This window comes from Hymenobacter siberiensis (genome assembly GCF_018967845.1).
GTDB lineage: Bacteria > Bacteroidota > Bacteroidia > Cytophagales > Hymenobacteraceae > Hymenobacter > Hymenobacter siberiensis.
The window spans coordinates 2,587,000-2,599,121 of sequence record NZ_JAHLZZ010000001.1; the positions used below are offsets into that span (position 1 = coordinate 2,587,000).

9 protein-coding genes and 1 riboswitch are annotated in these 12,122 nt (G+C 60.4%); of the genes, 5 read left to right on the forward strand and 4 right to left on the reverse strand.

The window, feature by feature from the left end; all coding sequences use genetic code 11:
• Positions 1-41 precede the first annotated feature (41 nt).
• The gene (locus tag KQ661_RS11170; RefSeq protein WP_216686439.1) at positions 42-2,525 is read right to left on the reverse strand and encodes a M1 family aminopeptidase; all 2,484 of its coding nucleotides are present in this window, start codon (positions 2,523-2,525) and stop codon (positions 42-44) included.
• A gap of 301 nt (positions 2,526-2,826) precedes the next feature.
• On the opposite strand from KQ661_RS11170, the gene KQ661_RS11175 reads away from it, so the two are divergent.
• Positions 2,827-4,734: a TonB-dependent receptor plug domain-containing protein gene (locus KQ661_RS11175; protein WP_216686440.1), complete on the forward strand. Its 1,908-nt coding sequence runs from the start codon at positions 2,827-2,829 to the stop codon at positions 4,732-4,734.
• A gap of 149 nt (positions 4,735-4,883) precedes the next feature.
• Here KQ661_RS11175 and KQ661_RS11180 read toward each other — a convergent pair whose 3' ends face one another.
• Complete coding sequence (locus tag KQ661_RS11180) at positions 4,884-5,312, reverse strand: hypothetical protein (RefSeq protein WP_216686441.1); 429 nt, start codon at positions 5,310-5,312, stop codon at positions 4,884-4,886.
• 166 nt (positions 5,313-5,478) lie between these two features.
• Positions 5,479-5,570: riboswitch (SAM riboswitch) on the forward strand.
• Between the two features lie 444 nt (positions 5,571-6,014).
• Here KQ661_RS11180 and KQ661_RS11185 point away from each other — a divergent pair.
• From KQ661_RS11185 to KQ661_RS11195, 3 genes are all read left to right on the forward strand, one after another.
• Complete coding sequence (locus KQ661_RS11185) at positions 6,015-7,004, forward strand: ATP-grasp domain-containing protein (protein ID WP_216686442.1); 990 nt, start codon at positions 6,015-6,017, stop codon at positions 7,002-7,004.
• 10 nt (positions 7,005-7,014) lie between these two features.
• Entirely contained in the window at positions 7,015-8,034 is a 1,020-nt protein-coding gene (locus KQ661_RS11190; protein WP_216686443.1) for an LLM class flavin-dependent oxidoreductase, read from the forward strand.
• 165 nt (positions 8,035-8,199) lie between these two features.
• A complete protein-coding gene (locus tag KQ661_RS11195) occupies positions 8,200-9,669 on the forward strand; it encodes an amino acid permease (protein WP_216686444.1) in 1,470 nt (489 codons plus the stop codon).
• A gap of 34 nt (positions 9,670-9,703) precedes the next feature.
• On the opposite strand, the gene KQ661_RS11200 is transcribed toward KQ661_RS11195, so the two are convergent.
• Complete coding sequence (locus tag KQ661_RS11200; protein WP_216686445.1) at positions 9,704-10,174, reverse strand: hypothetical protein; 471 nt, start codon at positions 10,172-10,174, stop codon at positions 9,704-9,706.
• 121 nt (positions 10,175-10,295) lie between these two features.
• On the opposite strand from KQ661_RS11200, the gene KQ661_RS11205 reads away from it, so the two are divergent.
• Positions 10,296-10,988, forward strand: a complete 693-nt coding sequence (locus KQ661_RS11205; RefSeq protein WP_216688448.1) for a hypothetical protein — start codon at positions 10,296-10,298, stop codon at positions 10,986-10,988.
• Positions 10,989-11,510: 522 nt separating this feature from the next.
• Here KQ661_RS11205 and KQ661_RS11210 read toward each other — a convergent pair.
• A complete protein-coding gene (locus KQ661_RS11210; protein ID WP_216727082.1) occupies positions 11,511-11,963 on the reverse strand; it encodes a hypothetical protein in 453 nt (150 codons plus the stop codon).
• Positions 11,964-12,122 lie beyond the last annotated feature (159 nt).

Here is a 12,122-nt window from a genome sequence, read left to right on the forward strand (position 1 = left end):
TTAGAAGCACGTCAAGCGGCGCTGCTAAATAACCACCAGTACTACTTGGCGGCTTGCACGGCAGCCACCGCCTGCTCCACGGCCTGCTGGGTAGTGGCGGCCTGCGGCCGGCCGGCCTGCGCTTTGGCCACGCCTTGCAGCAGGTTCACGATGGGGCGGTCGGCTCCGTAGGCTTTGTACTTGACGCCGATTTCCTGGAGGCGGTTGATGCCTTCGGTGATGGAAGCGGCATCGTCGAGGCGGCCGGTGATGGTGGCCAGCGGCTCCATCATGTTGAACTTGCCCTGGGAGCGGGCCGCGTCGAACCGGTCGCGCACGAAGGCCCATTGAGCCTGGCCGCCGTTCTTGGCATATACTTCGGTTACGGCCTGGGCTACTGCGCTCTGGGCGTTGGCCTCGTAGGTTTTGGCACGGGCCAGGGCCTGGGTGGGTTGCACGGTGGCCAGGGCGCGCAGGGCCGCACCCTGCACGTTGTACGACTGGCTGCTGAGCTGCTTGCTGATGTACGCTTCGTCCTTCTTGTCCTTCAGCTTGGCCAGCGCGCCGAGCAGCGAGGCCTGCACCCAGGGCTCTTTTTCGGTTGCGGCGAGCTTGCGCAGGGCAGGCGCGGCGGCCTTGGCCATGGCTTTGTCGTCCAGCTTCAAAGCCTCCACGGCGGCCAGGCGGTTGTTGTAGAACTTGTCGTTGAGGGCGGCCAGCAGCGTGGCGCGGTTGGCGGCAATGGTCTGGTCCTTGGCAGCGGCGTCAATGGCCTCGCGGCGGTCCACGAACAGGGGTGCGTGGGCGTACTGGAAGGCGTACTCGGCGGCCGATTTGTTATCGGTTTTCAGCCACAGCGTTTTCTTGTTGGCGTCCACGTTCACGAGCTCGGGCTTGGCGGGCAAGGCCATGGTGAAGGTCTGGCTGGCCTCCGTCATGGTCACGGGCTGGTGCAGCACTTTGCCGCCCACGTAGTAGTCGATGGTGAAGGGCAGGCGGAACGTCTGGCCCGGCTGGGTCTGCTTCACCGTCACGGACTGCATCTTTTTGGCGGCATCCCAGGCGTAGTCGATGCTCACGATGGGGTGGCCGGGCGCGAAGTACCACTGGTTCCAGAACCAGTTCAAATCCTGGCCCGATACGGCCTCAAACGCCAGGCGCATCTGGTGGGCTTCGCCGTTGCCGAATTTGTTGTCCTGCAGGTATTTCTGAAGGCCGGAGAAAAACACGTCGTCGCCGAGGTAGGTGCGCAGCATGTCCATGATGGCCCCGCCCTTCTGGTAGCTCACCAGGTCAAATACTTCCTCCTGCTCGTCGTAGTGGAAGCGCACGAGGGTTTTGGCGGCGTCGCGCGGCGAGCTCAGGTAGCGGCGCAGGTAGCGGTAGTAGTGGGCATCGGCGGCATCGCGGCCGTATTTGTGCTCAGCGTAGAGGCCTTCCGAGAAGTCGGCCATCGTTTCGTTTACGGTGATGTTGGACCAGCTTTCGGCCGTCACGTAGTCGCCAAACCATTGGTGGAACAGCTCGTGCGCAATCACCGATTCGGAGCCGTATTCGCGGTCCAGTAGCTCGCGGTCGGTCATTTGCACCTGCTCGCCGTGCAGTGTGGCGGTGGTGTTTTCCATGGCCCCGCTCACGTAGTCACGGGCCACAATCTGGCTGTACTTATTCCACGGATACTCCACGCCGAGACGGTTGGAGTAAAACTCCAGCATATCGGGCGTGTTGCCGAAAATCTGCTTGGCGAAGGGCGCGTACTTGGGTTCGAGGTAGTAGCTCACCTCCTTGCCGCGCCAGGTGTCTTTGTAGATTTTAAAGTCGCCTACGGCCATCATAAACAGATAGGGGGCGTGGGGCAGCTCCATCTTCCACACGTCGGTGCGCAGGCCGGGGCCGGCGGGGGTACTGCTCACCATCCGGCCGTTGCTGAGCGTGACGTACTTAGCCGGCACGGTCATCGAGATTTCCTCGGTCGTTTTCTGGTTGGGCCGGTCGATGGTAGGGAACCAGGCCGACGAGCCCTCGGTCTCGCCCTGCGTCCAGATTTGCACCGGCTTGCCGGCCACGGCCGAGTCGGGGTTGATGAAATACAGGCCCTTGGCATCGGTGATGGCGGCCGAGCCTTTCACCTTCAGCTCGTCGGGCTTCGAGACGTAGTCGATGTACACCGTGTACTCCTCGCCCGGCTTGAAAACGCGGCCCAGGTTGATGCGCAGGTTCATCCCGTCGGCGTAGTCGTACTTGAGCGGGGTTTGCTTGTCACCGCTCATCAGGGCCACGGCTTTGATGTCCATGCCTTTGGCATCGAGACGCAGCGAGTCGGTGGGGTAGCCGTGGGGTTTGAGGGTCACCCACTCCTTGCCATAGAGGTAGCGCTTGGCATAGTCGAAGCGCACATCGAGCTTGGTGTGTACCAGGTCGTTGACCTTGGTGGCCGAGGCGCGGTAGGGAGATTCGGGCTTGGCAGCCGGCGGGGTGGGAGCCTGCGCGAAAGCCGGGCTGGTGGCCGCCAGGCCCAGTAGGCCCAGCGCGAAAAGGTGCTTCATAGAGAAACGAATGGTGGGAAATGAGTTTCGCGCGAAGGACGCGGGTGCGAGGCTGACGTTGCCTGACGCGGGGACGAAAGTAGCGTGGACTTTGCAAGTCCGCGTGTCGCCGCAACGCGGCGAATGCGGAAATGCGAAATGCCCCTGCGATAATAAACAACGAATATTCGCTGCGCTGTAGCGAGACGCAGACTCGTAGCGTTCGCACTACCGTAGCTTTGCACCCCCATCAACCCCCTTAAGAATGCGACTTACGCGCTACGCTACCCCGCTTTTCTGTACACTATTTACCGCTAATGCTTTGGCCCAGAGCACTCCGGTCGATAGTACCCGCGCCCTGAATGAGGTGACCGTGTATGGCACCCGCCTGAACCAGGTAGCCGGCCAGACTGGCCGCTACGTGACCGTGATACCTGGCCGCACGCTCAGCCAGTACCCGGTTTCATCGCTCGATGATTTGCTGCGCTTATTACCGGCCATTGAGATGCAGAGCCGGGGCAATTTCGGTACGCAGGCCGATATTACCCTGCGCGGCTCCACTTTCAACCAAGTGCTGATTCTGCTCGATGGCATGCGGCTGAACGACCCGCTCACGGGGCACTTTGCGGGCTATTTGCCCATCACGCCCGCTGAAATTGAGCAGATTGAAGTGGTACGCGGCCCCGGCGCGGCCCTCTACGGCCCCGATGCCGTGGGCGGCTTCGTGAACATCGTGACCAAAACCTTCGCCGCCACCCACCGGCCCGACGGCGTGGAAGTCGGCGGCACGTTCATGGCTGGTGAGTACGATTTGAAAACCACCAACGCCGGCTTCTACGGCCAGGAAAAGGGCCTGCGGCTGGCTGGCGGCATCCTCAACAACACCGCCAGCGGTCAGCTGCTGAATCTGCCCGGCGGCGGGCGCAACGACTTCAAGCTGAACACCTACTCGCTTTCGGGCGCTTATCAAATCAGCCCCAAATTCAGCGCTGCCGCCCGTGCCAGCTTCGACCGGCGCGACTATAACGCTCAGAATTTCTACACGACCAACGCTGGCGACCGCGCCCGCGAAACCACCTCGCGCGACTGGTACCAGGGCCAGCTGCGCTACGATTGGAACGCCCGCGCCCGCACCGAGCTGCAATTGGTGGGCACGTCCAGCACCGACTACTACCTGTACACGCCCACCTCGGCGGCCAGCGACCACCTCATGCACTACCTCAATGTGCAGGGCCAGCATCAGTTGCGCCTGTCGGATAAGGTGCAGTTGACCCTTGGCGGCCAGGCCGACCGCCGCAGCGTGCGCAGCAACGACCGCGGCAACCACGCCGTGTGGCACCAGGGCGCATTTGCCGTGGCCGGCCTCACACCTGCCGCCGGCCTGAGCCTGACCGCCGCCCTGCGCCTCGACCACGACCAGGCCTACGGTACTGAGTTACTGCCCCAGCTCACGGCCAGCCAGCTGCTGGGCGAGAAGCTGACCGTGCGCGCCGCCGTGGGTCGCGCCATCCGGGCAGCCAATTTTACCGAGCAGTACAACTCGGCCATCCGGCCTGGCACGGTGCCCAACGGCTTCAACGTAGGCAATCCCGGCCTGGCCGCCGAGCGTACCTGGAGCTACGAGGGTGGCCTCGATTTCACGGTTTGCCCCGCGCTCACGCTACGCGGCACCTACTTCAACCGCTACGGCCGCAACCTGATTGATTACGTGGCCACGCCCGGCAGCGAAGTGCAGGCCGGCACCGGCTTCACCAATCTCAACCCGGCCAGCACCTACCGCTACGCTCAAAACCTGTTTGCCGTGAGCACGCAGGGCCTCGAATTTGAAGCAAATACCCGGGCTCAACTGGCTCCTGGCCTGCGCCTCGACGGCAGCGTGGGCTACACCTACACCCACCTGAACGTGGACGGCAGCATCGTATCGCAATACCTGAGCAACGTGGCCCGGCAGCTCGTGAGCGGTAATCTGAGCCTGGTGCACCGCCGCTTCACGGCCAGCCTGGGCGGGGTATACAAGCAGCGCGCCGGGGTGCCACCAGTGGGCGACTTCACGCTTTCCTCCGATTACGTGGTCATCAATGGCCGCCTCGATGTGGCCCTGCTGCCCGAGCGCCTGTGGGTGGTGGGCCAGGCCCAGAACCTGTTCGACGCCAAATACTCCGACCTGCTGGGGGCCCAGATGCCCGGTCGCTGGCTGATGGCCGGCGTGCGCTTGGCGCTGCGGCGGTAGGCTGGAAATAAGGAACGTCATGCCGAGCGTAGCCGAGGCATCTTGCTTGTGATAGTAACTCAATAGAATGGATTACTACTGCACGCGAGATGCCTCGGCTACGCTTGGCATGACGTTCTTTTTTATTCGGATTTCCCCAGCCGGTGCGGTTAGTGAATCGCCGCTTTCAGCCATTCTTTTGCCTCCTGCAACGTGCGGTGCTGGGAGGTCTCGATTTCGTATTCGTTGGTTTCGGCCACGTTGTGGGAATAGCTCTGCACCGAAATCTGGCCGAACACGGTTTCCGGCACTACGAAGCTGACGTGGCGGATACCGGCGTTATGGGCGCGAACATTCCAGTCAGCGCGCATCCATTCCTGGTCGGCGGGCTTTACGGCCTGCACGTCGCGCGTGTCGGCGAGCCAGCCCAGTGGTTGCGTGCGGGCGGCCTCGGCCGTGTACAATTCCAAGCCCTTGTTCATGAGAAAGCGGAACTGTTCGCTATTAGCAAAGCTCTGCCAGGCAATGATAAAGCAGGGAACGGCGGGGCAGAAAAGCAGGCTGCCGTAGGGCTCGGCGTGAACAACGGTATCGGACATGAAAATGGTCTCAGGCAGGTGGCGGATATGCAGAGCAGGTGTGCCCGCCAAATAGTTGGCCCTTGCGCAGCCGGGGGTGGCCAGGTTGTAAAATGCTGTCCAGCGTGGCGGATTCAGACTTTCGGGCTTACCTTTGCAGCACCAATTCTTTCTTTCGGAAGGATTTTTTTTATAGAGAGGCGCTGAGAGACAGGCTCGATGACGCGCCGGCAACCACCCGCACCCGCGGACCGGTGCCAATTCCTGACCATATAAAAATAAGTTGCCGTGGAAGCCTCCAACAACCTCTCCCCCCAAACTGCTGTTTTTCTTGTCCCCGTGGCGGCTATGCGCCACATGGGCATGGGCTGTTGTTGCTGTTGTTGCCAGGCTTAACCCTATCTCCGAGTAATTTTTCGCGGGTAGGACGGCGGTAGCGCAAGCTGGTAGGCTTTGTGCGCCGCTGTGTTTGCAGCATGTGCTGCGTCCTCATTTTCTGGGTGGTGTGTTTGGGGCTCGTTGCCGGAGCCCGGGCCGATGCTGACCATGCCGTTTGGTGTGTGGTTGGAGCGGCCAACCCGATACCCGAAGAAATGAGCGTGCCAGGTCCTGTCGAAATGTCTCTTGCCCTTGCTGCCTTTGCAGCGGCCCGGTTTCCGAATTCAGTTTGCCCACCCGGCGCTGACCTTTTTCTGGCTTCATATCACTCTTTCAGAACATTTTATGTCATCCATTCAAAAACCTATTGGCATTTATTTCGAGCATCCCGAATGGTTCAAGCCGCTGTTTGCGGAGCTGGACCGGCGGGAGCTGCCCTACGAGAAAATTGATGCCGCGCACCACCTCTTCAACCCGGCTGAAACTGAAAGCCGCTACAGTTTGGTGGTGAACCGGATGAGCTCCTCGGCCTACCTGCGGGGGCACGGGCAGGGTATTTTTCACACCGCCGGCTTTGCCACGCACCTGGAGCGTATCGGGACGCGCATTATCAATGGTTCGGCGGCCACGGCCATCGAAACCAACAAGGCCCGGCAGCTGTCGCTGTTCGAGTCGCTGGGCTTGAAATACCCGAAATCGTTCGTGATTAACCACGCTTCGCGGGCGGTGGATGCGGCCCGCGAGCTGCAATTTCCGATTGTGGTGAAGGTGAATATCGGCGGTAGTGGCGCGGGTATTATTCGCTTCGACACGCTGGCCGGCTTGCAGGCGGCTGTGGAGGCTGGCCAGATTGACCTGGGAATCGACCAGACGGCCCTGGTGCAGGAGTACGTGACGCCGCGCGGCGGTAATATCCACCGCGTCGAGATGCTCGACGGCAAGTTTTTGTACGCCATGAAGGTGTTTACCACCGGCGAAAGCTTCAACCTGTGTCCGGCCGAAATCTGCCAGATTCCGGAGGAGCAGTCGGCCGAGTTCTGCCTGACGGAAGCGCCGAAGAAGGGGATTCAGGTGGAGGCGTTTACGCCGCCAGCCGAGGTAATTGCCGCCGTGGAGCGCATTGTGGCCGCTGCTAAAATCGACGTGGGCGGCATCGAATACCTGATTGATGACCGGAGCGGCGAGGTACTGTTCTACGACATCAACGCCCTGTCCAACTTCGTGGCCGATGCCGTGAATGTGGTGGGATTTGACCCCTACGCCCGTTTCGTGGACTACCTCGAAACGCAGCTGCCAGTGCCGGCGGCCAGTAAAAATCAAATAGTCACTGCTTAATATCATTGCCATGAAATTTGGATATTGGATGCCCGTATTTGGCGGTTGGCTGCGCAATGTGGAAGACGAGCACATGCCCACCGACTGGAGCTATGTGAAGCAGCTGGCCCAGCGCAGCGAGGCGCTCGGATACGACCTCACGCTCATTGCCGAGCTGTATCTCAATGATATAAAAGGCACGGAGGCGGCTTCGCTGGAGGCCTGGAGCACGGCCGCGGCGCTGGCGGCCGTAACCGAGCAGCTCGAAATAATGGTGGCCGTGCGGCCGACGTTTCATCACCCCGCGCTGCTGGCCAAGCAGGCGGCCAACATCGACCTGATTGCCCCCGGCCGCCTGTCGCTGAACGTGGTGTCGAGCTGGTGGCGCGATGAGGCCACGAAGTACGGCCTGCATTTTGAGCAGCACGACGACCGGTATGCCCGCACCCGCGAGTGGCTCGATGTGGTGACCAACGTGTGGAAGCAGGACCATTTCAGCTACGACGGCAAGTACTACCAGGTGGCCGATAACGTGCTGCAGCCCAAGCCCGCCAAGGCACCGTTTCTCTACGCCGGGGGCGAATCGGAAGCAGCCAAAGACCTGATTTCGACGCAGTGCGATGGCTACGTGATGCACGGCGACTCGCCCGCGCAAATTGGGGCCCGCATTGCCGACATGCGCCGCCGCCGCGAGCAAAAAGGCCTGCCGCCGATGAAATTCGGGGTGGCGGGCTACACGATTGTGCGCGACAACGAGCAGGACGTGAAAAAGGAGCTTGACCGCATTACCAACGTGAAAGCTTCGGCGGCGGGCTATGGCAACTACCAGCAGTGGCTGGCCGGTACCCAGCTTGAACAGCAGGTTTCGCTACAGGACTACTCGGTATCGAACCGGGGCCTGCGGACGGGCCTCACCGGTACGTCGGCTCAGATTCAGGACCGGATTGGGGAGTTCGAAAACGTGGGAGTCGACTTCTTTTTGCTGCAGGCCAGCCCGCAGCTGGAGGAAATGGAGCGGTTTTCGGAATCTGTTATTCAGGTGCTGGCGTAGTTAAATTGATTCTATGGTGAACGTCAGTGCTAGAACGTCATGCTGAGCTTGTCGAAGCATCTTTACCTCAGTAGTAAATGACTACTTGCGCGGTAGAAATGCTTCGACAAGCTCAGCATGACTGTTTTTACGGACATTCTTTTAAGCGCAGCTGTGCGCATTTACATGCTTAAAAAATCATTGGAGCTGCTTCGCGCCGAAGCAGCTGAAACGGGGGTCAATACCCTCAAACGAAGTCTGAATGGCGTGAGCCTCATCGCCATTGGGATTGGAGTTATTATCGGGGCAGGTTTATTCTCCTTAACCGGCATTGCGGCGGCTAACAACGCCGGGCCGGCCGTTACGATTTCTTTCCTGGTAGCCGCCGTGGGTTGCGCTTTTTCGGCCTTATGCTACGCCGAGTTTGCGGCGCTGGTGCCGGTGTCGGGCTCTGCCTACACGTATTCCTACGCCACCATGGGCGAGTTATTCGCCTGGATTATCGGTTGGGATTTGGTGCTCGAATACTCCGTCGGCGCAGCCACGGTGGCCATTAGCTGGTCACAGTATCTTATCAAGTTTCTGAGCAAGTACGGGCTGCACATTCCGGCGCGGCTGGTGATGTCGCCGTTCGAGTCGGCCACGCTGGCCGATGGCAGCACCGTGAGCGGCTACGTGAACGTGCCGGCTATGCTCATCGTGCTGGCCATTACGGCCATCGTCACGCGGGGCACCAAGGGCTCGGCGTGGTTCAATGCCTTGGTAGTGGCCCTGAAGGTGGCCGTGGTGCTGGTGTTCATCGCGCTGGGCTGGAAGTACATCGACCCAGCCAACTACCAACCCTACATCCCGGCCAACACCGGCAAGTTTGGCGAGTTCGGCCTAAGCGGCATCCTGCGCGGGGCGGGTGTTATTTTCTTCGTCTTCATCGGCTTCGATATCGTGGCCACCATGGCTCAGGAAACCAAGAACCCGCAGCGCAACATGCCCATCGGCATTCTGGGCTCGCTGGCGGTTTGCACGGTGTTGTTCGTGCTGTTCGGGCACGTGTTGACTGGCCTGGCCAACTACACGGAGTTTAAGAACAGCGCCGCGCCGGTGGCCATTGCCATCGAAAAAACGCCCTACGCCTGGCTCAGCTCAGCCGTGATTATGGCCATTCTCATTGGCTATACCTCCGTGATATTGGTTGATTTGCTGGGGCAGTCGCGGGTATTCTTTTCGATGTCGAAGGATGGGCTGCTGCCGCCGGTGTTCTCGCGGCTGCATCCTAAGTTCAACACGCCGTCGCAGTCCACGCTGCTGCTAGGGTGCTTCATTGCACTGTTTGCGGGCTTCGTACCCATTTCGGTGGTGGGCGAGATGACGAGCATTGGCACGCTGCTGGCCTTCGTGATGGTGTGCCTCGGCGTGATGATTATGCGCAAAACCAACCCCGATGCGCCGCGCCCGTTCCGTACCCCGTGGGTGCCGGTGGTGCCCATTCTGGGCATTGTGGTGTGCGTGGTGATGATGGCCTCGCTGCCCTGGGAAACGTGGCTGCGCCTCATCGTGTGGCTGGCCATTGGCATGGTCATCTACTTCAGCTACGGCAAGAAACACAGCAAGCTGCGGCTGGCGCAGGGGGGGGATAAAGAGTTAAAAGTTAAGAGTTAAGTGTTAGGAAGGACCTGTTTTTAACTCTTAACCCTCAATGCGTGGTCAGGCCGTTCGCGTCCAGCTCATCATCATCGCGCAGTCGGCTGAGGTCGCCCTCGAGGTCAATTTCGCCGTGAATCTCGCCCGTGCTAGCGGTGGGGGCGAGGGGGCGCTGCTTGTACACATCCACGGCCCCGTTGCGGTCGAGGACGGCGCGGGCTAGCTCGGCTTCTTTGGCAGTGGCGGTTTCGATGGTGAGCACGGCCGTATCGGGGCCGGTGGCGGCGATGTACGCCTGGGCATCATCGAGGTGATTGCCGCTGAACAGGTCCGTGAAAAACCGCGTCACGCTGTCGAAAAAAGGCTCGGCAGATGCGCCGGCATCGGGCAGGTGCTGGGCCTGCAGGCTTGCCTGGGTGGCAATATTGATGGCGCTGGGGGCGAGGCCGGCAGCCTGTGCCTGAGCAGCGGCAAATGTAGCTTCGGAAGCGCTGGTGAATAAACCGACAATGATGCGGGCCATGGCAAAAAGGGAGAAGGTGTTGGGTGTCTACGGCGGCTTTCGGGGCCGGTTGTGGTCTGGGTCGTTTCCAAATAAGTCTTACCTTTTGCCCATTCATTCACCAAGTCCCCACATCTACCGCATGGCCCAAGCCAAATACGCCGCCCGGTTCGAAAATTTCTTTGAGAACCTGCGCCTCAACCGCGACCAGTTTGCCGACATGGCCGCCTTCACCCTGCAAGCCCTCAAGCAGGCCGGCGGCAAGTACAGCGCCGTAGCCGATGCCCTCGAAGTGGCCCTCACCGACTACCGCGCCACCCACGCCGGCCAGCTCTCGGGCGAGGGCCCGGCCAGTACCAGCACCCTGGCCCAGGCCCTGGAGGACTTTAAGGCCTACGTGAAGCGCATGGAGCGCAAAGTCATCAATCCCACCTACGAAGCGGGCAGCCCCGACCTGCTGGCCATTTTTCCCAAAGGCCGCAGTGCCCTCACCAAAAGCTCCCAGACCAAGGTGGAGGATGCCTTCACGGCCTTTCTCGATGCCCTCGATGCTCGTCCCACGGTCTTCACCTCGCCTCAGTGCACGGAGGGCCGCAAGGTACTGGCCGTCCTCTCGGCCTCGCTGAGCCGCGCCGATGGCATGGCCAAAACCGCCGGCACCCAGCGCATCGACCTGCACGACGGCCGCGAGGCCGTTTGCCTGGCCCTGTTCAACGTCTACCTCACGCTGCTGCTCGAATACGCCGCCAAGCCCGAGCGGGCGGCCCCGTTCTTTGATTTCAGCAATGCCGGCCGCCAAAGCAGCGGTCCCAAAACGCCGAAGCCCGCGAAGTAGTAGCCGCCGAGGAAACTAGGAAAAGCCCGTTGCAACCAGTTGCAACGGGCTTTTTCGCGCCAAAATGGATGTTGCAACCGGTTGCAGTAGGCTTCGTCGGCCAGGACCAGGCACTGCAAGCAGTAGCAGCGGACTCCGCCGGACGGAAACAGGCATTGCAACCGGTTGCAACGGCCTTCGCCGGACGCGAATGGGGATTGCAACCGGTTGCAACGGACTTGGCCGAACGGAAATGGGCGTTGCAACCGGCTAAGGCACCCGGTCCCATACCTCGCCGGCTACGCTCACCATCCGCACCATGCCGACTTGGCGGTCGTAGTACAGCTCCTGCATGTAGAAAGAGGGCACTGGGCTACAGGTCGAACCCCGTGAATTCCCAATAAATGCCACTACTTCATTATAGGTTCGGCCATGCACGGTGAGCTGTTGGAAAGGGCCATTCAGCGCGGCACCGTGCGGCATGCTGAGCCCCCGGCAATAGTAGGTGCTGGCGTAGCGGTCGGAATTGCCGACAAAGTCAGCTCACTCGCCCTGCGCATAAAATTCACTTTTATCGGGGTCGAACCCGCCCGCCGGATATCCGGTGCGCTGGGCCGCCTCGCGATAGAAACGTAATTCGCTGAACCCGGCAACGCTGTCGGTACGTGCCAGGCGGATATACATAACGTCCTGATATGCCTCCGGCTTTGCGGGGGTAATGCAGGTGCCGACAGAGTTGTTGTAAAGCGCTTTCTGAATGTCGTGGATGATAACCGATGCGCGGTACACGCGCTGGTAGCCCCGCGTGTTTTCCATCTTCCATTCGTCGCCGGATTTGATTCTGAGCCACAGCCGGTCATTATTCGTGAAATAATAGTACGGTACATCATCCACGAACGACAGGCCCTCAATTTCGGGGTCTGTTTTCTTGCAGGCGCTGCTGCTGAGCAGGGCGGAGCTTAGCAATACCGTTCGAAGCGCGGCAAGTGTTTTCATGGCGTGTGAAAGGGAAGGTACTTACTCCTGCAAGATTCGCATCATTCGCCGACACTAACAAACCGAAAGTCGAGCGGATAAGACCTTGTTAATATGATGATATTGATAAAATGCATTGACTTGCAGCTGCTTGTGGTGCGATTTTCAGACTTTTCAAAT